Genomic DNA, 24,485 nt, shown 5'->3' with positions numbered 1-24,485 from the left:
AAACGGAATCAAGGATGAAGAACACCTGGCAACATTCGATTCCCTATTTCATCGGCTTGGCGAACGGCGTCAATTACCATTTCAGGAGAGACTTCAAATGGCATATTTGCCATATCCTCGATGGTAACGGTAATATTACCAAACTTCAGCCACTGACTTTCTGTTAAGTTCGTTATTCCCATTTGCTTTAAGGTAAAGGGAAGTCCTACCTCCTGGTAATAACTTATTAACTTTTTCAGTTCATCCTCGCTTGTATTCTCCATACACAGCTGTGCAAGGATCCCAAAGGCAACAATTTCACCATGATAGGTGTGGTGAACTTCAGGAAAAATCGTTAACCCAGAATAAATCGCATGGGCTCCAGCTGTTCGGCAGTCATCCCCGCCATACCCACTAACACTGCCACTGACCAAAATAATGGTATCAATGACATCTTCTAACTCTTTTGTCACAGTTCGGTTTCTAACCGATGTGACAGCCTCTTTCCCAATATGAAGCAGCGTTTGATATACTTGACCCGCTATTGCAACGGCTGTCTGATTTAATACGTTTGGTGTCGCTTTTTTCACAGAGGATTTGGTCTCAAACCATTTAGCCAATGTATCTCCAATACCAGCTATTAAAAAACGAACCGGTGCCTTTATAATGATTTCTGAATCGACTAAGACTAAATCTGGAGCTTTTGCCCTTCGTTCAATCCCAATAAATTCACCTTCATTGCTATAAAGAATTGAAATCGGCGTAGCAGCTGCACACGTAGCTGCGATGGTTGGGATGGCAATTAACGGTTTGTTAAGTTGGTAAGCAACCGCCTTTACCGTATCAATTGCTTTACCTCCACCAGTGGCAATAAGAACATCGATATTTTTATCCATTAATTCGGCTACTAATCTATCGATATTCGTTTGAGAAGATTCTCCCCCATACCAAAGGGACTGCTTCAGAAACATCCCATGCTCTGGCAAACTCTTTCTTAATGAATCTTCTACAATTTCTCTACTAGTATGGCCTCCAATAAGCGCGGCAGTTTTTCCGAAGTTTTTTATGTATGTTCCCGCTTCTTCTAGTAAACCCTTATTTCTAATATATTGAGCTGGTCCAACTGTGACTTTCATAATCCACCTCTTTTTAAAATGTTGTTTTAGAAACGAATAATATTCTTTTAATATAAATATTCATTTATTTTATGTCAATATATTTTCTTAATATTCTATTATCAATTGAATATGCAAAAACGAATATAAAAATACAGTTAAAACGTTATTTAGAAATATTTCTGTTTATTATACTTGTATAAATATAATTAACTACCCATTTTTTCTCTTTGATACTTCCCCCCTTTTTTAAGAATTTCGATGAAGTATTAGTCTCCTTGTTTGTCGTCTTATCACTTAAAAATAGTGCAAGTTTCGTGCCAATTTTAATCTATTCCGTATTTTCTGATTTTTCTAAACACAGATGGTTGACTAATTCCTAATGCTTTTGCCATGTCTATCGTTGTTTTGTATTGTTTCCTAGCCTTCATTAGCACTTGCTTTTCCACACTATCAAGAATCTCATTCAATGGACGATTTCTATCATCCACAGACGTCTCATCAGGATAAGATCTTCGAAAATGAGGTGGTAAGTTTTCGATTTCAATCAGTTGTTTCGGTGAAGTGACCACTAGTCTTTCAATTAAATTGATTAATTCACGGACATTTCCTTTCCACTCTTGTGTAAATAACAAATGCAAGACACCTTCATCAAGGTTCCGTTCACGACCATACTTTTGGGAAAAATACTTTAAAAAGTGTTCAATTAACGGAATAATATCAGTGGAACGCTTCCTCAATGGCGGGATGGTAATGGGTACAACATTTAAACGGAAAAAGAGGTCATGTCTAAACGTTTTTTCTTCAACTGCTTTCTCTAAGTCTCTATTTGTTGCGGAAAGGATACGGAAATCAACGGTTCGCAACTTCGTTCCACCGACCCGATAAAATTGCTTTTCTTGAATGAATTTGAGGATTTTCACTTGATTGACTAACGACAACTCACCAATTTCATCTAAAAATAAGGTTCCGCCTTCTGCAAGTTCCGCTAACCCGATCTTGCCTTTTGAATTGGCTCCAGTAAATGCCCCTGACTCATATCCAAAAAACTCTGCCTCAAACAGGGCTTCGGGGATTGCGCCGCAGTTTACCTCGATAAAAGGTCCATCTTTCCGCGAACTTTTTTTATGTATGAATTTAGCAATATGTGATTTCCCTACACCTGTTTCGCCCAGCAGCAACACATTGACATCGATTTCTGCCACTTGTAAGGCGAGTTGGAGTACTTTTTTCATTTCCGTACTCGTTGCAATCATTCCATCTGAATCAAACTGAAGATTCCTCAGCATTTCAAGTTCACTTTTCACCCGTTCCATTTCGTCTTCGATGTCAGTTAAGTATTTTTTCATGTTAAGTAACTCAGTAACATCATGAGAATAACTGACAATCCGCACCAAATGATTGTTATGATCGAATACAGGAATCCCCGTTACCAGTAACTTCTCCCCATTATTAGTTGTTTGGACAAGGGTGATTTTCTTTTTTTCTTTAATAACCAATGGCGTCAAAATCGGTGTAAAAACCCCTTCTTTTTCAAGTTCATAAACGGATCGACCGACCATTTCATTGGACTTCATATTATAAATTCCTTCGGTTGCTTCGCTTACCTTCAATATAATCCCATTTGTATCGGTGACTAAAATATCGTCTTGTAATGAATGAAGAATCGCTTCACTTTCATTCCAAACTTTTTTTTCAGTACTCACAATTTACCCTCCCTTCTCGAACTCTAAAAAGCAGTGCTTTATTCATTTTTGAATAGAATACGAGACAAACACCTTTATAATTTAGTTATATCAGATAATTATTAAAATTTATACTTTTTTAAATAATTTATTCAGTTTTGTATACTAAAAATTTTTCATCTGACATTCAAGAGGCAATAAGGACTGAATTAAAAGTATGTAGTGGATTCACATTCGAAGTGATAATTTCATAAGAGATATACTATTACCCTATGAGTACCGCTAAGACCGAAAATTCGGTGTAACGGGCATCATACGCTCTCTATGGTTACCGCTAAGACCAAAAATTTGGCGTAACGGGCATCATACACTCTCTATGGTTACCGCTAAGACCGATAATTCGGTGTAACGGGCATCATACGCTCTCTATGGTTACCGCTAAGACCAAAAATTTGGCGTAACGGGCATCATACACTTTCTATGGTTACCGCTAAGACCGAAAATTTGGCGTAACGGGCATTATACACTCTCTATGGTTTTTTGGATTAGACTGTTCGGGCTCAGTTGCTTTTTTTTATGATAAAATAGCAATATAACAAACAATGAAAATATCTTAAATGGGGATGATGAATCTTGAAAAAAAGATTGGCTTTATCTTGGAGTGGTGGAAAGGATTGTTGCATGGCCTTGGACACTTTACATTCGCAAGGATATGAGGTGGCTTTCATGGTTACAACGGTTCCCAAAGAACTAGGCCGGACATTTGGCCATGGAGAGCGAATGGAAATGATTAAACTACAAGGCGAGGCTTTAAACTTACCTGTTCATTTTATCGAATGTACATACGAAAACTATACAAGTCAATTTGTCAAAGCCGTACAATCCTTGAAAAATCAATTTAATATAACGGGAATTGCTTACGGAGATCTATATCTAGATGAACACCGGGAATGGGGAGAAAAAGTCGCTATCGCTGCAGGTGTAGATTCTCTGTATCCACTATGGATGAAAAAGGAAGCAGCGCTACAATCCCTGGATAAGTTTGTTGATTCTGGCTATAAAGCAATCGTGATTCGTGTACGGGAAGATCTATTAGATGACACATGGCTCGGTAGAATCATCGATGAATCGTTCCTTCAAGATGTCCAAAAGACTTCTATTTGTCCAATGGGAGAATCGGGTGAATATCATACTTTTGTCTATGATGGACCTCTATTTTCTAAAAGAATTCATTTGGAACATGGAGAATTAATCCAGCTGGAAACGACAAAAAAGCTAGAATTTGCAAGTTATCGTCTAATTGAGCGTAATCATTAAGACTATAGGTTGGTCTATTGTTGTGATTATTGAAAATAACAGGCGAGGGTGACTACCCCCGCCTTCATAATCTCGATTCTTTTTAATACGGATCGGAAGGTTCCCCCATATCCTGTGCTTGTTTCACTGCTTCTTCCATTTTTGAATCTGCAGTTTTTCCAGCATTTTCAATCCCTTCAGCAATCCTCTTTCCATAATCAGGATCACATTGTGTCAGCATATCCACCATTCGGTCTTGAATTTCTTTTCGACAAGCAGCAAGTGCTCCCGATAAATTTGAAATTAATTCATCCTTCTCCCAGTCGTTAAATCGCCGGTACGTTTCACCAGCTTGAACAAAGTTATTTTCGCGCGAGATTCTCTCTCTCACTAGGTTGCCTTCTACATATGGCTGATGTTCTTTACCGGGGTTTTTGACTTCTTTTAATCCCCCAATTAGGGATGGTTCATAATTGACATGAGGATTTTTCAACTTGCCGAAATCCTGTCTATAATCCATTTGTCCGCCGTCTTGGTTTGTCGCAACATGAGTTTTTGGTCGATTGATCGGAAGCTGCAAGTAGTTGGTTCCCACACGGTACCTCTGTGTATCAGAATAAGAGTAGGTCCGCCCCTGTAATAATTTATCATCGGAGAAATCAAGACCATCCACGAGGACACCCGTGCCAAAAGCTACTTGTTCCACGTCAGCAAAGTAATTTTCCGGGTTTTTATTTAAGACCATTCTCCCAACCTTATGCCATTGGAAATCTTCCTTATACCATAGCTTTGTCGGATCCAATGGATCGAAATCCAGTTCCGGATGCTCACCATCTTCCATAATTTGAACATACAGTTCCCATTCTGGATAGTCACCTTTTTCAATGGCTTCATATAAGTCTTGAGTGGCATGACTATAATTCTTACTTTGAATTTCATCTGCCTCTTGTTGAGAAAGATTTTTTATGCCCTGTTTTGGCTCCCAATGATATTTTACGAGAACAGCCTTCCCATCTTCATTCACCCATTTATACGCATGAACACCTGACCCTTGCATTTGCCGGTAGTTGGAAGGAATACCCCAAGGCGAAAAGACAAAGGTGATCATATGCATAGATTCCGGTGTTTGACATAAGAAATCAAACATTCTCTCCGGATCTGACAGGTTGGTGACCGGACTTGGCTTAAACGAATGCACCATATCAGGAAATTTTAATGGGTCTCTGATAAAGAATATCTTTAAATTGTTCCCTACTAAATCCCAATTACCATCTTCTGTATAAAACTTAATGGCAAATCCTCTTGGGTCACGTAATGTTTCTGGTGAATGCCCGCCGTGAACCACTGAAGAAAAACGGACAAATACAGGTGTTTGTTTTTCGGTGTTCGTAAATACTTTCGCCCTGGTATATTTCGAAATCGGTTCTCCATTTATGGTTCCATAAGATTCAAAATATCCATGAGCACCAGCACCCCGCGCATGGACAACACGTTCAGGAATTTTTTCACGGTCAAAATGGCTAATTTTTTCTAAGAAATCATAATTCTCTAGCGTTATAGGTCCACGGTTTCCAACGGTGCGGACATTTTGGTTATCCGTTACGGGGTGTCCCTGTTGATTCGTCAGTATTTCTTCAGAATGTTCATTCTCTCCATTTACTTGATTGACCATTAATAACCCTCCTTTTTTTCACCTTTGTAAGTATTTCCAAAAGCTGATGGACTATGCAAAAATTGCCAGTATTCACTAGAAATTAGATACTTTTAAATTTTAATTTAATAGTGTGCTTTGATATGATAAATAGTAAGTTAAATCCTTACAATAATAGGAGAACCAAGATTTATTTTAAAAATACGAACATAAAGGTGCCATCTATGAAAAAATATACACTAGTATTCCAGGGAACTGCTTTTTCCAGCAAGTCACCAAAAGAAATCCAACTATTAAAAGATAATCTTTTCTGTATTAACGAGAACGGAATGATTGAAAAAGTCGTTTCCCCAGAAGAGACTGACTACCAGCCTTTACTAGATGCTTATCAAGAGAAAGAAAACTTTCATCGCTTAGCTGAAGGTCAATATTTCTTACCTGGTTTTGTCGATTTGCATGTACATGCTCCGCAATGGGCACAAGCTGGAACGGCATTAGATATTCCACTCTATGATTGGTTAAACACCTATACTTTTCCACTTGAGTCAAAATTTTCGGATTTAGATTTCGCGAAAGATGTTTACCAAGATGTCGTTAGCACCTTACTCGCAAATGGAACAACTACAGCACTTTATTTCGCCACTGTACATAAAGAAGCAAGTTTATTACTAGCAGAAATATGCGCTGAAAAAGGGCAGCGCGGTCTAGTTGGAAAAGTTGTGATGGATAATCCTGAACAAAATCCAGATTATTATCGTGACGCAGATACACAAACAGCCTTAGCTGACACTGAGGAATTTATTTTAGCTGTAAATAAATTAACAAAGAGCGCGAAACAGGGTGTTTATCCTGTCGTAACCCCACGTTTTATTCCAAGCTGCACGGATGATGCGTTAAAAGGGTTAGGAGAATTAGCTGCAAAGTACCAAACGTATGTCCAATCGCACTGTAGTGAAAGTGATTGGGAACATGGTTATGTAAAGAAGCGCTTCGGTAAGAATGATGCGTTTGCTTTACATCAATTTGGTTTATTGAGCGAAAAGTCGGTTATGGCACATTGTAATTTCTTAACTGATGAAGACGCCGATTTATTTGCTGCAACAGGTACTGCTGTTTGCCATTGTCCCGTCTCAAATGCTTACTTTGCCAATAGCGTCATACCTATCGCACATTTGCTTTCCAAAGGGGTTGAAATTGGTTTAGGAACCGACATTTCTGGCGGTTTTTCACCGAGCCTTTTTAATAATATTAGACAAGCGGTGATTGTCTCTAGAATGTTAGAAGATGGCGTGAACAGCACGCTTCCAACTGAGGAGCGCGGTGTAGCTAATTCACGCATCACTATAAATGAAGCATTCTATATCGCAACGGCCGGTGGCGGAGAAAGTTTAAATTTGCCGATCGGTCGCTTGGAGGAAAACTATGCATGGGATGTACAAATCATTGATACGTCAGTTGCATATTCAAAACTTCCTATTTATCATGCAAATGAAGATTTACATGATATCTTCCAAAAGATTATGTATCTAGTCAACCCAGAAAACATTCGTGAAGTTTGGGTACAAGGAGTAAAAGTTCATTCCCGTTTTTAATGACCAAATTGCCAACAAACATCCCTGAAACCAAAAGAGAGAATCAGCTTTATACTGATTCTCTCCCTTTTTTGAAGCATGAAAATTGAAAAAAATCTTTTCAATTTGTTTATTGCTCTACATATTTTTTAAAGTTATCTAAAATTGCCTGCCATCCTGCTTGTTGCATTTCAATTGGATTGGTGGTTTCCGCATCAAAAGTTTCGATTACCTGGGTTTCGTTTCCTTGACCTTTAAAAGTAATAGTAACCTTTCTTCCATCTCCTAAGGTATAAGAAATAACCTCATTTAATTTCACTTCATCATATATCCCACCAAAATCAAAGCCAAAACTGCCATCCTTTGCTTCCATTCTTGTTAGGAATTTTCCTCCAACCGTTAAATCATTTTCAGCAATAGGCGTGTGCCAGTCATCTGAAGCATTGTTCCATTGGGTTATATGTTTTGGCTCTGTCCAATATTCCCATACTTTTTCTACTGGAGCATTAACTGTTGTTTCTACTGTAATTTTTACATTATTACCCGTTGTCATTTTAATACCGCCTCTCATCTTCTACTTAGTTTATTATATATCGTAATTTAAGTTGAAATTTCTTCATGGTGGCACATACCTGATACTATCTTATCAAGCCTTCACTGTAACCGCAATAAAGAGTCTTAGAAATTAAAACAGCCAGGTTGGGTTTGCCCATCCTGGCTGCAAGTAAATGATTCAAAAATACCACAATACCACATACAAAAAGAAACAAATTACAAGAGTGGTGCCTGACACCCCTTTCATCCTTTTCTATTAATCAGATGCTCTAGGACTGCTTTGAAATCCTCCTTTTTTATGTGAACCATCACAAAAAGGTTTTTTGTTGGACTGACCACAACGGCATAGATAAGCTTTCCCCTTCTTTGGATATTCATTTCCCTCTGCATCCATGATTTGAAACTCACCACTTACAACTAGTGGACCATTATCGTTAATCTTAATTTGATTTTCCATTCCTATCACAACTCCTTAGTTCTTTATTAATGTGAAAAATTCGGAACGTAAATCCGCGTTTGTTTCAAATACTCCATGAATACTGGAAGTGGTTGTTGACGTGGTGGACTTTTTCGTTCCCCTGCTGCACATACACATGTGCTTTGCTTCAATGACTGCCATGGTTCCTTGCGGTTCCAAAACCTCTTCCATAGCTCCGGCAATCTGGGATGTAAGTCTCTCTTGCACTTGAAATCTTTTTGCATACCCATCAACCATTCGGCCAATTTTCGATAAACCAGTGATTTTTTCTTTCGGGATATAACCAACGTGGGCGACACCAAAGAAAGGCGAGAAATGATGCTCACACATCGAAAAGAATTCAATTTCCTTTACTAAAATTAGTCCTCTATGTTGAATATCAAACATCTTTTCGAGGTGAAGTTTGGGATCCTCCTGATAACCTTCGGTGTACTCAAGGAATGCTTTAAGGACTCTAAAAGGAGTATCTTGTAGTCCATCTCGATCAGGATCCTCCCCACACAGTTTAATTAACTGTCTAATTGCCGAGGTAAAATTGGTAACATCCATTACATTTCGATGATTCTCCTCTGTATATGGTTTAAACAAGCTTGGGAACTTCTCAGCTAATAAAAGAAACTGATCACTTGTCATGACATATCATTCCTTTGACATGGTATTAGAAGATTCATTCTCAATGATTAAACATGTGGTGTTTTCATCCACTTGTTCATTTAGATGAACACGAAAAGCGCAACAACCATCACCATTTTGAAGACGTTGTTCTCTATGCACCTTGCATCCAAGCAACTGTGTAAGAACGGAAACAGTAACACTGCACAAGATGGGACGTCGGAGAGCAACATTATGAAAGGGACAATTTCGCTCAATCAGGTAATAATCCTTACCCTTTTTGACTACTTCCATAAAAAAGTCATCTTTTGCATAATAATTAGTAAGAACATTTAATCTCTCGATTGTACTAAGCCCCCGCAATTTCGGTTCCCAGTCACGCACCCTTTCATCAATCATTGCGGTAAGCACCTCTTTAAGTGCATTCATTCCGAGATGATTGACCAACGTGTCAAGTACTTCAATCGTTAAGTGATCGTAATTTTTTTCAAAGAGATGTTCGCCAGCAGAGGTTAATCGATATCGTATGTGAGGCCGGCCAATGCCATTCCTCGTTTCGGCAATTCGAATAATCCAGCCGTCCTTTTCTAAATGGAGGAGATGCTGACGGACAGCCTCACCGGACATTTCCAAATATGAAGCAAGTTCGCTCATGGACGAAGCACCGCTTGTTTTAATCGCACGAACGATTCTTCTTCTTGGTTCCGACAAATGATCGGCCTGAAAACTCAATCTCTCCCCTCCCTGCTCTTTCTTAAATGTATATTCAGCTAACTTTCGAATAGTTCAAGATTTTTATTGAAAAAATGGAAAAATTCACGTTTTCAAAATCTAAAAAAAAAAATCCCTCGGAAAGGGATTTTAGAAAACAATGGTTTTATTTTGATGGACGATAATACGGTCTTCAATATGCCATTTAACAGCTCGTGCTAAGACACTTCTTTCAATTCTACGGCCAATTTTTTTAAGACTATCAACATTATCATGATGATCAACCCGACTAATATCCTGTTCAATGATAGGTCCTTCATCCAGGTCATTGGTCACATAATGAGAAGTCGCACCAATCAATTTCACTCCACGGTCAAATGCCCGCTCATAGGGTCTTGCACCCACAAAGGCTGGTAAGAATGAATGATGAATATTAATGATTTTGTTAGGATTTTCTTCTACAAATTTCGGAGATAAGATTTGCATATAGCGGGCCAATACAACGAAATCAATATCATACTCCTTTAGTAGTTTAAGTTGAGCGGCTTCAGCTTGTCCGCGGATATCCTTATTGGCTGGAACGTAATAAAACGGGATGTTTAGTCCTTCAACAACCTCTCTTGCGGTTTCATGATTGCTGATAACTAGGGCAATATCAGCCATTAGATCTCCACTTTGCCATTCCCATAAAAGCTCATGCAAACAATGAAGCTCTTTTGATACAAAGATTGCTGCTTTTTTCACATGATAAACATGGGTAAAGTTCCACTCCATCGAAAACTGTTCCACAATTTCAGCAAACTTATTCTCCATGTCTATCGCTTTTTCCTTTAGACCCGGACATTCAAATTCAATCCGAATGAAAAAAGTTCCGCCCTCGGGATTAGTAGAGTATTGGCTGGATTCGATAATATTTGCATTATAGGAATACAAAAATTTCGAAATGGCTGCAACAATTCCAGGTTGGTCCGGGCAGCTAACCAAAAGACATCCCCGGTTCTTATTCTTTTCTTGAAATTGTTCAATTTGATCTTTTATATATGAGTTCATGTTGAAAAAACCTCTCCCTATCATTGTTTAAAACATTATACATTAGTTGTACGCATTAGGTAATCATTATTTTGAAAATTCCCTAACTTCAAAAACATTTAGTATACGTGCACAACATCTTATGCTGATTCCAATTGAAAAACCTGAGCCCATATGAATGTTAGACCCAGGTTTCCAGTTAGATTTTTTTATCAACATTTACGGTCAGAGAGCCGATTTCTGTTGTCGCGGCAGCTCCTATTTTATTTGCATATTGAAGGTACTCTTTGATTTGGGATAGTTTGGCCGGCAGCCCTTTTTCGTGAAAGCAATACAAAAGAGCGGACATAAAGGCATCCCCTGCCCCTGTTGTATCGATAGCCTGTACGGCCGGAGCTGGTGCGAAAACTTGTTGACCATCAATAACAGCACATGCGCCCTTGCTTCCCATCGTGATAAACAGATAAGGAATCTTCCATTTAGATAATTGACCTAAACCTGCCTCTAATGAATCTGTTTCCGATAAAAAATGTAGTTCATCTTCAGCAAGTTTGACGATATCAGCATGTTTAAGGAAGGAAGAGACTGTTTGACGACAATGGTCCTCACTTTCCCAACGCTTGAGCCGAAGGTTAGCGTCAAAAGCAATGATGTTGCCAGTGTCCTTGGCATATTTCAGTGCTGTTTTTGTTGTTTTCTTTGCTTTCTCATGAAAAAGCGTTCCTGAACCAAAATAAAAAATCTTCGCCCTCTCAAAAACTTCCCTCCGCAATTCATTCTCAGATAATACTTCATCTGGAGTATGGTTTATGTATGAATGAAAATAACGCTCACCGATTTCATTTAAATGAACATACACACCACAAATTTTCTTGCTCGCGGTATGAACCGAAAATGAACTATCCACTCGTTCTTTCTCTAATTCTTGTTCAACAAATTGACTTATTTCATCGCTCCCTAGTTTACATAAATAATATGCAGGAAGTCCGAGTCTCCTTATCCCCACTGCTAAGTTTACGGTAGCTCCCCCCAACAGCTTTTGGTATTTAGTATTGGTTTGGTCCATTGAAATAAAGTCTACAAATGCTTCCCCTAGTGAAATGACTCCTTTTTGCTCCAAGATAGTCCTCCTTCTATGATGTATCTATGATGATTATATGAAAAATCCTCCTCAATTGAAAATTGTTGAGGAGGATCCTTCAAGATGATTAAACCAGTTTATGTGCATACCATTTTTTCCCTTTGAACCGCCATCCAAAGATGATTCCTCGAGTACCCCATTCTACAATCATTGCAACCCAGACGCCAACAATCCCAAAGCCTAAGGTAATACCTAAAACATAGCCTAGGATTACCCGTAACAGCCACATTGACAGCAAGGAGGCGATCGAAGTAAAATTCGAATCCCCCGCTGCCCGTAAAGCTGATGGCATAATAAAGCTGGGTGACCACAGAAGTGGTTGGGCAATGGCACCAATTAACACTAGTGTAAAGATTGTGGGAACAATTTCTTCCGGTGGATTAAACATTTTTATCAACAACGGAAACAATGGTAATAACAAGAAAGCGGCGATGACAAAAATAATCGAGGAAAGGCCAATTAACGAAAAGATAAATTTCCTCGCGTCCGCAATATTCCTTCGCCCAATACACTGCCCCACAATGGTGACGATGGCGATTCCGATAGAATTAGGTCCGATTTGATATACCATCATTATTGCATTTCCGATCGCATAAACGGTAAGTGAAAGGGTGCCTAACTGAACAATAAATGTTTGCGTAAGCAGCTTTCCACCATTGAAAAAGATTTGTTCCGCAGCGAAAGGCAGCCCAATATACATTACCTTTTTTAAAATAGACAGGTCAATTCTAACCGCATTTTTCATCTTGAAACGGATGGTCTCATTATATTTTAAGACATAAACCAAAGAAGCGGCCATTCCTAAAAATCTAGCCAAAAGCGTGGATATGACGAGCCCTTCCACACCCATGTTAAAGAATGTAATCAATAATAGATTTAGAATCGTATTGGTTAAATTCATTAATAACGATAAATTTAGGCAGGGTTTCGTCTCTCCCACACCTCTTAAAGCGCCAGTCACCGCCTGAAAGATAGCGATAAATGGAAAAGAAAGACAGCTGCCGATAAGATAGATCCTTGCGTTTTGAAATACATCTGCTTCCGCTTTACCAAATAAAAGATTTAAGGTTGGCGTATGAAAAATGATAACTAGGGTGCTGATTAGGACTGAAAATAGGGTAACTGCAGTTATCGCTTGTGTGGCAGTTTTGGACACCATTTCCCCATTCCCGCTCCCTTTATATTGGGCCACAATCACGGTTCCGCCTGTTGCGACAGCTATAAAGACATTGGCTAGGAAAATATTCAATGAATCTACCATACTCACGGCACTAACCGCTGCCACTCCAGCCGAACTAATCATCGCTGTGTTTAATAAACTCATGATAATTAAAAAGGCCTGGTCTACGAAAATGGGCAAGATAATTGCAAATATTTTCTTGTAATCTATGGATTCGCCAGAAAAATACTTATCTAACAAAGAAACCGTTCGGTGCCTAATATTCAGTTCTAATTTATTCATTACTCAACACTTCTTTGATGGAATTTTTGGACTGGTACCTACCATATTTGTAAATTTTAATACGGATAATTATACCACAATTTGGAAGTGTGTAAAGGTTTATAGCTAATGGAATAAATGTCCAATTCCTTATTCATTATCGTTGCGTTCGCAGTTCTACACGACGAATTTTTCCTGAATCTGTTTTAGGCAGTACCTCAATATATTCGATCACCCGTGGATACTTATAAGGCGCTGTTAATTTTTTTACAAACCCCTGTAATTCCTTGGACAACTCTGCTGTACCTAGAGTCCCGTCTTTCAACACAACAAATGCTTTTACAACGTTTCCTCTAATTGGATCTGGCAATGCAACTACCGCGCACTCTTTTACCGATTTATGTTTCATTAATGCATCTTCTACTTCAAAAGGTCCAATCGTATAACCAGAGCTGATGATCACATCATCTTTTCTACCCTGGAACCAATAATAGTTATCCTCGTCTTTCATTGCACGGTCACCGGTCAAAAAATATTGCCCTTGATAGGAAGAAGCGGTGGTCACTGGATTTTTGTAATATTGTTTAAATAAGGCGGGGAAATCGCTTCTAATCGCAATCGTCCCTACTTGGTTGATCGGTGCCGGTTCGCCGTTTTCATCGATTACATCAATAAATTCTTCTAACAGCGGCTGTCCCATTGATCCTAATTTTTTTTCATCCACATTTAAATTAGCAATCAATAACGTACTTTCTGTCTGGCCATAACCATCGCGAATCAGGATCTGAAAATGTTCTTTAAACACATCGATGACTTCCCGATTCAGTGCCTCACCTGCAGAAACAGCCGTGTGTAAGTGGGATAGGTCGAAGGTAGATAGATCATCTAATTTAGCCATCATCCGGTATTCGGTAGGTGTGCAGCACAAAACATTTACTTTGTGATCTTGAAGAAGACGTAAATATTTGTGCGGATTAAACCTGCCATGATAGATAAATCCTGTTGCTCCAGATCCGAGAATTGATAAAAATGGACTCCAAACCCATTTTTGCCATCCTGGGGAAGCCGTAGCCCAAACCAGATCGTCCTCACTTATATTCAGCCATTTGGAAGCCGCAATTCGTAAATGAGCGTAGCCCCAGCCATGGCTATGTACAACCCCTTTAGGCTGTCCGGTTGTCCCGGAAGTATAAGCTAAAAAGGCAGTATCTTCACTTCGCGTATCGACATCATTGAAAATGTCTGATTCCTCTTCTACTAAAACTTCTAACGAAAGCCAATTTGGTACTTCCTGACCAAAGGCAATCTTAAATTGTAAAAATGGTGTTTCTTCACTTATATTTTCGAATTCTTCAATTAACTCGGAATAAGAAATGACGGCTTTCGCTTCTGAATGATTCAAGCGATACACTAAATCCTTTGCCCTTAAAAGTTCTGATGATGGGCTAATGACTAATCCTGCTTTTAAACAAGCTAAATAGATGACATATGATTCAATGAGTCGTGTACTCATGACAACAATCCGGTCACCTTTCTCTAGTCCTAATTTAGTTAACCCATTGGCAAGTTTATTGGCTTTTGTGATTAACTGAGCATAAGAGATCGTTATCGTTTCTCCGAGTTCATTTTGCCAGCGTAAAGCGATTTTTTCGGAGTGATGCTTAGAAATTTCACTTGCTAAATTAAAGTGCTCTGGTGCGATCAATGATTTCAAATCCACAATTTTCAATCTCCATTCTTGGTAGTTTAGAATTTGGGTTCCCCATGTAACTTAGCTTGATTCCAAATAGTTAGTACCTGGTGGTAACATAAGATATCAAAATAATATTTACTCTTACAATAATATCACTTTAAAAATCTATGTAAATTATTTAGACTTAGGAATTAAATCTAATACTAAGCCTTATTATCTAGTCCTAACCCACTTTTTTTCCTCTATAAAAAAAGCCAACTATAATAATTAGTTGGCTTCGCAAGATAACTTATTCAAATAAAGGACTTACTGCTTTCTCATTATGAATTCGATCAATTGCCTCGACAAGCAGTGGGGCAACAGATATCGATTTTATTTTATTGATGATTTTCTCTTCTGGTAACTGGATGGTATTGGTTACGACTAATTCTTTAATCGGTGACGATGCAATTTTTTCAATCGCTTTGTCTGTAAAAACAGGATGGGTGCATCCGGCATAAATTGCTTTTGCCCCGTTTTCTTCTAGAGCCTTTGCTGCTAAAGTGATGGTTTCACCTGTATCAATTAAATCATCAATAATAACCACATTTTTTCCATCAACATTACCAATAACATTAACGGATTCGGGACCGTTTTCTTCAAATTTTCTTTTATCAATCAGGGCAATTGGAGCGTGTAAGAGGTTGGCCACTTTTCTTGCTCTGCCAATGCTGCCATTATGAGGCGCTACAATAACAATATCTTCTAGGCCTTTTTCCTGAAAATACTGTCCAAGGATCGGAACACCATATAAATGTTCAACAGGAATATCAAAGAAACCTTGTATTTGGGAAGTATGGAGGTCCATTGTAAGAATTCTACTTGCACCAGTCGTTTCTAAAAGGTTCGCAACTAGTTTCGCTGTAATTGGCTCCCGCGAACGTGCCTTTCGATCTTGTCGACCATAGCCATAGTATGGAATGACCACATTAATGATGCTTGCAGATGCTCTTTTTAGAGCATCAATCATGATTAGGAGTTCTAAAATATTGTCATTGACAGGGTAGGAAGTGGATTGAACTACAAACACCTCACTGCCGCGTACACTTTCTTCAATATGAATTTGAATCTCCCCATCACTAAAATGAGATACAGAACATTTACCTAACTCGCAGCCCAAGAGTTCTGCCATCTCTGTTGAGAGCTTTTGATTGGAATTCAATGAAAACAGTTTAAATCGTTTGTTTTGTTGATATGTCACCTTAGATCCTCCACACGTTTGAATTTCTTCTTTTACTTCATATCGATCCATCTTATTTTACTATATTAATCAACATAGTGGTAGGAAATACACCCTAGAAGAAACTTTTAAAACAAAATGATACACCCTCCGCCCATATTGGTTCGAACATTCACCTCCCTCATCCACCCATGAATATACTGTATGAGCCATTAGGAGGTGATTAAAATAAAAACACTCTTTCATGATACCCCTTTACTACGCCCCCAACTCCAACAATGGGAACGAACAGCTCTAGAGAAATTTAAAGCGAAAATAACGGATGAAAAAAGGCCCTTCCCCTGTATACCCGCCACGATAGGATTTACAAAGAACCACATCCGTTACGGGTTTGCAGGGGATCCCAAGCTTCCTTCTACCATAGAAGAGGTTGCTGCTTTACTTAGTGACTACACGAAAACTTCTAGAGATTATGGGAACTATACCTCGCTTATTATTTTTTATGAAACACCACCAGACTTGAAAGACACGTATACGGTAGAAATGTTTGAGCAATTATTCTGGCAGCAGTTAAGTGATCTATCCAAAAAGGACGGGATGGATTGGCCGAATCACATACCACTCGACCCGCACAATCCGATTTGGGAGTTCTGTTTTCATGGCGAGCAGTACTTTATGTATTGCGCGACACCTGCCCACCAAAATAGGAAAAGCAGACACTTTGACAACTTTATGCTAGCGATCACACCTAGATGGGTATTACAAGAATTCAATAGAAATGAAACGTTTGCAAAAAGTATAAAAGCTAAGGTTCGAAAAAGACTAGAAAATTATGATTCGATTCGTATACATCCTGATTTAAATAGTTATGGGAATAATGACAATTACGAGTGGAGGCAATATTTTTTACGTGATGATGATGCCTCATTATCGAAGTGTCCCTTTCATTCATTATTAAAAAAGAATGTTGATTAACCACACGCAAAAAAGCGCAGGAATCTGCGCTTTTTTAACCATAAGTATATTCTTTGTGTTTATTCAGTAATTAATTGGAAGATAGTAACCGTTTGGCCCCTTCCATTACATCATGAATAAGTTTACCTGCTGGTATTTCGTTTTGTAATAGTCTTGTAGCCTGCCCTGCCCATAGTGACATATATTCGGGATTATTTTGCAAAGCTGCATGTCTACGGATATCATTGGTCATGGTATTTTGTGTTGGGAAATCCGCTGGGGAGATTTTGGCGTCATAATAGGCTTGTATAAATGTATTTTTAATTCCCCTTGCCGGACGTCCGGAAAAAACTTTCGTTATCACGGTACTTTCTTCCGTACTATTCAGTAGAGCTTGTTTGTATACGGGGTGAGCCCCCGACTCAGTCGTCGTTAAGAAAGCGGTCCCCATTTGTACCCCTTGGGCACCTAAAGCTATGGCAGCAACTAGACCTCGGCTATCCATGATGCCCCCTGCAGCAACAACAGGCACTGATGCAGCATCGACAATCTGAGGGACTAGCGAAAAGGTACCGACTGTTGCCCCATAGGTGTTTTTTTCAATTTCAAATGTCCCGCGGTGTCCTCCTGCGTCACTTCCCTGGGCAATGATAATATCTGTTCCATTTTCCTCAGCAAACAGTGCTTCCTGAACAGTTGTTACCATGGAAGTAATGATGATGTTATACTGCTTTGCTACAGTCATTTTATCTTTAGGAAGGACACCGAACGCAGTAGAAATGACAGGTACTTTTTCTTCTATTAATATTTTAAACTGTTCTTCAAAAAAGTTGTTCGTCACTACGTGGTGTTCCGAAGTTTCCATACCTAACTTTCCTCTAATGGCATTAAGTACTTTTTGTGACTTTTCCACCCCCTCATATTGATCGCTCCAATTGGTACAAAACAAGTTTACTGCAAAAGGTTTCGTTGTCCGCTTCTTAATTTCTCTGATGGCCATTCTAATTTCCTCAGGCTTCATATACGCCGCACCCAAAGTCCCTAAAGCTCCAGCGTTCGAAACATTGGCAACAAGGTCCACGGTCGTTGGACCTCCAGCCATACCCGCTTGAATGATCGGATAAGTAATATCAAGTATTTCACATAAATTCGTATGTAATTTCATAAAGATCCTCCTCTCTACCAATTATGATTCGATATTTGTGAAGGGAAAATATTCTTTTGAACCAATAAAGAATGACTCACTTAAATATTAACAAATAATGGTTATATTTGAAACCTGCACGTCCTTTCATTCTATGAAAAAGAACGATACTTCAATCTTGAAGTATCGCTTCCCGATTAATATTAAATTCAGTTAAGCAAAACGATAGTAAATTAATAAAAAGGTTGCTAGAACAAAAATGAAGTTTAAAAATACGAAGATAAATTGATCTGATTTCGTTTTATGCATTTTGATTGGCGGATTATAGAATGATACACCTTCTATAATGAAGATAATCAATACAATATGAATCATGAAATGGCCTATGACTTCTGTCATTCCAAAGAGCATTGTGGTTGAGATAAAAATGCCTGTTACCACAAAACCTAACACACGATTTAAGATACCGACAACTAACAAATAGCCCACGACAAACTCAATAAATGCTGCCATCACTACAAACAAACCTGGTTCGAAGCCAAATGTAGGCACATGATGGTTTGTGACTATATCTAAAGCCATTCCTGGATATACCCATTTTTCAACGGCTACCCAGCTGAGTGATAACCCTGTCCCTAAATAAAGAAATGGGAACCCTGCCTTCTCCAGTTTTGTATTTCCTACCATTAAAACACCGATAATGGCTACGTAAAACCCGTAATCTAACATATAGAAAATGCCATGATGAATCGTTACATAAATAAATAATCCGAATAAAATGGAAGCACCAATTTTTGTTGAGATATGATGCGGAATCAATAAAAATCCAATCGTAACCCATGTTAATACAGTAATGATCGTACTACCAACATGGAACTCAGGAGCAAATAGAGTTCCATTCAGCATTTGAATCATCAACGCAACGGCAGTCCCATATTTTAATAAATACCTAGAGTACTTTCTTAACCCGGAGAGCCAGTTCTCCATTTTTTTCACTGGTTCCCATTCAGCCATTTTTGGAATGATCAATGTTAATGTGGCTAAAACAATAGCCGCAACTAAAGTTAAATATATAAACATGGGTGATAATATATGTTCAATGGACTCCTTATGCGGCACTACTTTTGTGAACCATTTCACATGTGCTTGCGCAAAAAAAGGTGTCATAATAAGCCCAAATGTTAGTAAAATCTGTAATATCTTTTTCATTCGTAATCCCCCTAGCAATATAAACAATATAACTATAGTGATAATATACAACGATATTACGCACGGTAACCATCCTAATCTTGAACATTTTGTGAAATACATCACAATGTGATATATGTATCCCAACTGCTGAAATAGCTTTGAGCCAACGATTCTTCATCTGGAACTTCATCCCCATTTCACATAATATTTTTTACACTATATTTAAATCAATCAAACATTTTCACTCCTTGTGCAATGTTTGTTATTTTATTGTACAAACCTACAATTTTATGTATTTCAAGCAAACAATTAATACAAAACACGAATTATAATAATATTTTTATAATTATTGTTCATATTTTTTCAAAAAGGACGGCTTTAGGACAATCGCCTCTTTTTCTATTTTCATAAAACATTTTTTAAAAAAACCGCATACAATGTTGGTGAACAAACTAGGACAGGGGGTGAAATCAGATGGGTACTAACCATTCTTCCAGTGGCATTTTTGGGATTTTTCTTGGATTTTTAACAGGTGCCATTTGGATATTGTTTGTAGCATTGGGCTGGGTGACTCTCTTGCTTGGAATAATCGGACTAAGTGGTTTAATTGTTACCGTTTTAAAATTCCTTATCGCTTTAATTGGATTCCTTGCATTCCTTATCTTCGGATTATGCGTATTCAAGAAGGCATGGCATCACTGTAAGTGAAATAGCATGCAGGATTAATCAAGCTTGGAATATTAAATTTTGTGCAAGGAACCACTACTGGAGGACAGTCTCTTATTAGAGCCTGTCCTTTTCATTAAAAAAAGCGGGCAACTAGGACTGTTATCAGCCCTGCTGTCCCGCTTATTAAATTAGAATTTAGAATGATAGTTATCAATTTCCCATGTGTGAACAGCTGTACGGTAGCTGTCCCATTCTGATTTCTTCAATGAAACGTACTCGCCGTATACGTGCTCACCTAGTGTTTTAGCAGCAATCTCTCCTGCTTCTAATTCTTTAATTGATTCTGCTAAACTACCAGGCAGGTTATCAATGCCTAAGAAGGCTCTTTCCTCTTCCGTCATATGGAAGATATCTTCATTGATTGGTGCTGGCGCTTGTAGTCCTTGTTCGATTCCATCTAAACCTGCAGAGGCAATAACTGCAAACGTTAAGTAAGGGTTAGCTGATGGATCTGGACAGCGTAATTCTACACGTGTCGCTAGACCTTTTTTTGCAGGAATACGAATTAGCGCTGAACGGTTAGATGCTGACCATGCAATATAACAAGGAGCTTCATAGCCTGGCACTAAACGCTTATAAGAGTTTACTAGCGGGTTTGTTACTGCCGTAAAGCTCTTCACGTTTTCTAGGACACCTGCAATGAAATGATACGCTTTTTCAGATAATTGTAACTCATCGGATGGATCAAAAAATGCATTTTCGCTTCCTTTAAAGAATGACATATTCACGTGCATACCTGAACCGTTGATTCCGAATACCGGCTTTGGCATAAATGTAGCATGCATTCCGAATTTCTTCGCAACCGTCTTCACGACCCATTTATATGTAGTGGATAGATCAGCTGCAGTTAATACATCCGCATATTTAAAGTTAATTTCATGTTGTCCTTCAGCCACTTCATGGTGTGAAGCTTCAATTGTGAAGCCCATTGCTTTTAAGGCTCTGTAAATTTCTAAACGAACACGCTCGCCAAGGTCATGTGGAGATGGTTCAAAATAGCCTGCTTTATCACCAAGTTCTTGTGTTGCATATCCATTTTCATCCGTTTTAAAAAGGAAAAATTCTAACTCAGGACCAACTGAAATCGTGTACCCATGATTAGCAGCACGCTCCACTGTTTTCTTGAGAACATTTCTTGTATCTCCTTCAAATAGTGATCCGTCTGCGTTCTTTACAGAACATAGGAATCTAGCTTCAGCATAACCCTCTTCTACGGTCCAAGGAAGAACCGCAAAGGTAGCTAAATCTGGTTGCAGATAAAGGTCCGATTTATGAATAGGTGAAAAACCTTTAATAGACGAGCCATCAAACATCATTTTTCCTTCTACTACATCTTCTAATTGCTCGCTTGTAACCGTAACGTGCTTTAAGATCCCTTCAATATCAACAAATTGCAAGTGTAATAGTTCAACACTTTTTTCTTTGATCGTTTCTTTAATTTGTTCAAGAGTAGTTGCGGCTACAGTCGCATTTGAAACTAGTGTATTTGTCATGTTACATTACCTCGCAATTTCATGTTATATTTTGTTACATCAATAAATAGATTATAATAAAAAAAGAATAGTTTGACAATCTTTTTTAGTGATTTTTTTGAATATTTATGCTGATTTTTTAGTAAGCGTTTTCATAATTTGTTTGATTAAATCTACTACTTTCAATAAATTTGGATGTATTTGTATTTATTTTTATACAAAACTTTGTATATTTTTTGCAACTTCAAAACCTAAGCAAGTAATCATAGTAATATAACCAGCAAGAAAAAAATGAGTGTTTCATGGTGCCTGACACCGATGAAACACTCATTTTTTAACTCAGTCCTAGTTTTACATAGTATTGGTGGCTTTTATTCGTCTTCCCTTAATGTAGGACTGGTTTACCTACACTCATCTCTTAAAAGTAATAAAGTCTACGTTAACAGGCTCGGTATCATTGGCCCTTAGAAGAAGATTGATTTGTCCTCGGTGATATTGACCATGTAGTGCAACATGGGTCAAGATGTCCCTTACTGAATTATTAAACTCTATACCTTTACTATTTCTATAGGACACGATCTTTTCGAGAGCTGGGTTAGTTAAACCCGTAAGGAATCCTTTAAAGTTTTGATTATTTCGGTTAGCCAATTCTGAACAAGTTTCTAAATGGACTTCTGCCCAGATAGGTAAGTTTGAACTATCTGAACCTATTAACCTAGTAAACCACACCTGTTCTGCCAGAAGGATATGTGAGAATAGATTGGTAACCTGTTTGTTCTCCCCTTCCATATTTTCCAAGGTTTCTAAAATTCGTTGATTAGACCAATTTAAATGTTCATACATATTTCGGATTGTTTCCAAGTGAACACCTCCATGGTTTAATCCATATTCGACTAGAGTTTTTTTATGTATACAGTTGGGGATCACCCCTATCCAACTAACTCCCGCCAAACAAAAGAAACTAATTTTTTATCTTAAATCATTATTAATCTTGCTTAATAACACCTTATTGGGATCTTGGCTTAGTTCCCACATCATGGCTCCTCCCAGCCCCATCGACTTAATCAAAGAGGTTTTATATCCAATCGATTCGGTATCATCATAACTAATAAATTGAGAACCATTAAACAGCCAAGGCACTTTGGAATCAGGCTCCCAAAAACGAGTAAATGCGTTTTTGTTAAGGTAACTTGCTTCTATTTGTCCATAACTGACAGCCGATCCTCCACCCGTAAACGACTGATATAAACCATTATTCGTATTGGTTACTTGGTTGTAAACTCTTCCGTAGAAAGGAATACCCATAACGAGTTTATTCGCAGGCACCCCACTATTGATATACATCTGTACAGCATCTTGAACACTAAATTCTGAAAATCTAGACTCCGGATCCCGATATAACGGAGCATTTATCCCTGTCAATGTATCCCAAGATCCATGAAAATCATAAGTCATGAGCTGGATGTAATCCACATACTGTTGAAGCAGGTTTAATTCCGTATTTGCTACGTAGCCTTTGTTTGCCCCACCAGCTATCGTTAATAAATACGTGTTTCCATCCTTTAAACTTTGAGCATCTAACGTTTCTCTGATTTTCTTGATTAAAAGTGTAAAATTTTGCTTATCCTCAGGACGATTACTATTTCCCGCTTCTCCTCCAGCAACTGGATATTCCCAATCCAAATCGATTCCATCAAATCCATATTTTAAGATAAATTGCAGACAACTATCTGCAAAGATGGTTCGGGATTGATCGGTTAATGCAACATCCGAAAAGTTGTCCGACCATGACCAGCCGCCGACTGAGATTAAGGTTTTTAAATGTGGATATTGTTGTTTAAGTTTCGTTAATTGATAGAAATTCCCTTTATAAGGCTGATCTGCTGTATCACCGGGAAATGATTGTTCAATATCGGCCCATGGGTCGCCCACTTCTATTTTTCCATCAGCAGAAATATTAGCAAATGCATAATTCAAATGAGTGAGTTTACTAGCATCAATATCGGTAACTTGATAATTCGAGTAGGTAGCCCAACCTGCAAAATAACCCACTGTTTTATATTCTGTTGGTACTGGAGTAACGGAATTATTTACTAGAATCGTTCTAGAAACTTGAGCTGTTTGATTTGCAGTGTCGTAAGCAACGACTTTTACTATTTGTTCTCCATCAGCCACCCATGGATTCGTAGCCCAATTCACTGTATAAGGAGCGGTTGATAGCGAGCGGATTAAATAGCCGCCATTATTACTATAAAACTCAACCTTACTAATTCCTTTATCATCGCTCGCATTTACTGACAAAGTAACGGTTCCACTTACTGTCTTCCCATCACTCGCAATAGGAGAAACTTGGATTTCACTGACTTGGGGAGGTTGGTCCATCGATGTCTTAGGATTCGTTGTAACTTGAATGAGATTACTGGGATTCGAAAGATTTCCTCGCGCATCCCTTGCTTTAATAAAAAAACTATAGGAGGTATTCGGAGTCAGATTCTTAGCCACATACTGGGTGGAAGCAACATTCCCTATGTATCTATTATCTTGGTAAATGTCATAACCAGTGACACCTGTATTATCGGTGGAATTATTCCAAACTAACGAAATGGTTGTGTCAGTAATACCAGTTTCATGGAGGTTTGTAGGTGAAGTTGGAGCTATTCGGTCTGGCTTTGCGGCTTCAACGATCTTATCATTTTTAAAACAACTATATAATACTAAAATAACAGTGAAAACAATTAATAATTTGCTAGATAGTAGTTTACGTTTTTGTGGCAGCATCCATACCCTCTCCCATTTCATCTTTTATTTTCATTTTAATA

21 protein-coding genes are annotated in these 24,485 nt (G+C 38.2%); 4 read left to right on the top strand and 17 right to left on the bottom strand.

Annotated features, from left to right (window positions below):
- Positions 1–8: 8 nt before the first annotated feature.
- Positions 9–1,115, bottom strand: a complete 1,107-nt coding sequence (locus KW850_RS09070; RefSeq protein ID WP_218347238.1) for an iron-containing alcohol dehydrogenase family protein — start codon at positions 1,113–1,115, stop codon at positions 9–11.
- Between the two features lie 305 nt (positions 1,116–1,420).
- Positions 1,421–2,800, bottom strand: coding sequence for a sigma-54 interaction domain-containing protein (locus KW850_RS09065; protein ID WP_218347237.1), 1,380 nt, complete (start codon positions 2,798–2,800; stop codon positions 1,421–1,423).
- 612 nt (positions 2,801–3,412) lie between these two features.
- Here KW850_RS09065 and KW850_RS09060 point away from each other — a divergent pair.
- Positions 3,413–4,096: a Dph6-related ATP pyrophosphatase gene (locus tag KW850_RS09060; protein ID WP_218347236.1), complete on the top strand. Its 684-nt coding sequence runs from the start codon at positions 3,413–3,415 to the stop codon at positions 4,094–4,096.
- Positions 4,097–4,178: 82 nt separating this feature from the next.
- Here the strand turns inward: KW850_RS09060 and KW850_RS09055 are convergent, their stop codons facing one another.
- A complete protein-coding gene (locus KW850_RS09055; protein ID WP_218347235.1) occupies positions 4,179–5,747 on the bottom strand; it encodes a catalase in 1,569 nt (522 codons plus the stop codon).
- Positions 5,748–5,950: 203 nt separating this feature from the next.
- Here KW850_RS09055 and guaD point away from each other — a divergent pair, with 203 nt between their 5' ends.
- Complete coding sequence (gene guaD, locus KW850_RS09050; protein WP_218347234.1) at positions 5,951–7,318, top strand: guanine deaminase; 1,368 nt, start codon at positions 5,951–5,953, stop codon at positions 7,316–7,318.
- 109 nt (positions 7,319–7,427) lie between these two features.
- Here guaD and KW850_RS09045 read toward each other — a convergent pair whose 3' ends face one another.
- The 9 genes from KW850_RS09045 to KW850_RS09005 all read right to left on the bottom strand — a co-directional run bounded on the left by KW850_RS09045 (position 7,428) and on the right by KW850_RS09005 (position 16,197).
- Entirely contained in the window at positions 7,428–7,850 is a 423-nt protein-coding gene (locus tag KW850_RS09045) for an SRPBCC family protein (RefSeq protein WP_218347233.1), read from the bottom strand.
- Positions 7,851–8,108: 258 nt separating this feature from the next.
- Positions 8,109–8,309 (bottom strand): CDGSH iron-sulfur domain-containing protein, encoded by a 201-nt coding sequence (locus KW850_RS09040; protein ID WP_218347232.1) that lies wholly within the window; start codon positions 8,307–8,309, stop codon positions 8,109–8,111.
- 15 nt (positions 8,310–8,324) lie between these two features.
- Positions 8,325–8,963 (bottom strand): GTP cyclohydrolase I FolE, encoded by a 639-nt coding sequence (folE, locus tag KW850_RS09035; protein WP_218347231.1) that lies wholly within the window; start codon positions 8,961–8,963, stop codon positions 8,325–8,327.
- 6 nt (positions 8,964–8,969) lie between these two features.
- Positions 8,970–9,674, bottom strand: a complete 705-nt coding sequence (locus tag KW850_RS09030; protein ID WP_218347230.1) for a helix-turn-helix transcriptional regulator — start codon at positions 9,672–9,674, stop codon at positions 8,970–8,972.
- A 129-nt stretch (positions 9,675–9,803) separates the two neighbouring features.
- The gene (gene purU, locus KW850_RS09025) at positions 9,804–10,703 is read right to left on the bottom strand and encodes a formyltetrahydrofolate deformylase (RefSeq protein WP_218347229.1); all 900 of its coding nucleotides are present in this window, start codon (positions 10,701–10,703) and stop codon (positions 9,804–9,806) included.
- Between the two features lie 178 nt (positions 10,704–10,881).
- Positions 10,882–11,802 (bottom strand): carbohydrate kinase family protein, encoded by a 921-nt coding sequence (locus KW850_RS09020; RefSeq protein WP_256358157.1) that lies wholly within the window; start codon positions 11,800–11,802, stop codon positions 10,882–10,884.
- Between the two features lie 88 nt (positions 11,803–11,890).
- On the bottom strand, positions 11,891–13,285 hold the full coding sequence (locus tag KW850_RS09015) for an MATE family efflux transporter (protein WP_218347228.1): 1,395 nt from the start codon (positions 13,283–13,285) through the stop codon (positions 11,891–11,893).
- 136 nt (positions 13,286–13,421) lie between these two features.
- Positions 13,422–14,987: an acetate--CoA ligase gene (locus KW850_RS09010; protein WP_218347331.1), complete on the bottom strand. Its 1,566-nt coding sequence runs from the start codon at positions 14,985–14,987 to the stop codon at positions 13,422–13,424.
- A 259-nt stretch (positions 14,988–15,246) separates the two neighbouring features.
- Positions 15,247–16,197, bottom strand: coding sequence for a ribose-phosphate diphosphokinase (locus tag KW850_RS09005; protein WP_308128772.1), 951 nt, complete (start codon positions 16,195–16,197; stop codon positions 15,247–15,249).
- Positions 16,198–16,395: 198 nt separating this feature from the next.
- Here KW850_RS09005 and KW850_RS09000 point away from each other — a divergent pair, with 198 nt between their 5' ends.
- Positions 16,396–17,151 carry a YqcI/YcgG family protein gene (locus tag KW850_RS09000; RefSeq protein ID WP_218347226.1) on the top strand — a complete coding sequence of 252 codons (756 nt, stop codon included), beginning with the start codon at positions 16,396–16,398 and terminating at the stop codon, positions 17,149–17,151.
- Between the two features lie 70 nt (positions 17,152–17,221).
- On the opposite strand, the gene KW850_RS08995 is transcribed toward KW850_RS09000, so the two are convergent.
- Both KW850_RS08995 and KW850_RS08990 read right to left on the bottom strand, forming a co-directional pair.
- The gene (locus KW850_RS08995) at positions 17,222–18,295 is read right to left on the bottom strand and encodes an NAD(P)H-dependent flavin oxidoreductase (RefSeq protein ID WP_218347225.1); all 1,074 of its coding nucleotides are present in this window, start codon (positions 18,293–18,295) and stop codon (positions 17,222–17,224) included.
- 192 nt (positions 18,296–18,487) lie between these two features.
- Positions 18,488–19,483: a hypothetical protein gene (locus KW850_RS08990; RefSeq protein ID WP_218347224.1), complete on the bottom strand. Its 996-nt coding sequence runs from the start codon at positions 19,481–19,483 to the stop codon at positions 18,488–18,490.
- Positions 19,484–19,939: 456 nt separating this feature from the next.
- Between KW850_RS08990 and KW850_RS08985 the strand changes: the two genes are divergently transcribed.
- Positions 19,940–20,173 (top strand): ABC transporter, encoded by a 234-nt coding sequence (locus tag KW850_RS08985; protein WP_218347223.1) that lies wholly within the window; start codon positions 19,940–19,942, stop codon positions 20,171–20,173.
- Between the two features lie 149 nt (positions 20,174–20,322).
- Here KW850_RS08985 and glnA read toward each other — a convergent pair whose 3' ends face one another.
- From glnA to KW850_RS08970, 3 genes are all read right to left on the bottom strand, one after another.
- Positions 20,323–21,687 (bottom strand): type I glutamate--ammonia ligase, encoded by a 1,365-nt coding sequence (gene glnA / locus KW850_RS08980; RefSeq protein WP_218347222.1) that lies wholly within the window; start codon positions 21,685–21,687, stop codon positions 20,323–20,325.
- A 390-nt stretch (positions 21,688–22,077) separates the two neighbouring features.
- Complete coding sequence (locus KW850_RS08975) at positions 22,078–22,527, bottom strand: DinB family protein (protein ID WP_218347221.1); 450 nt, start codon at positions 22,525–22,527, stop codon at positions 22,078–22,080.
- Between the two features lie 108 nt (positions 22,528–22,635).
- The gene (locus KW850_RS08970) at positions 22,636–24,444 is read right to left on the bottom strand and encodes a glycosyl hydrolase family 18 protein (protein WP_218347220.1); all 1,809 of its coding nucleotides are present in this window, start codon (positions 24,442–24,444) and stop codon (positions 22,636–22,638) included.
- Between the last annotated feature and the right edge of the window lie 41 nt (positions 24,445–24,485).

It is taken from the genome of Bacillus sp. sid0103, assembly GCF_019219025.1.
Note: the sequence above shows the minus strand (reverse complement) of the source record. Positions and strands in the feature narration are given on the sequence as shown.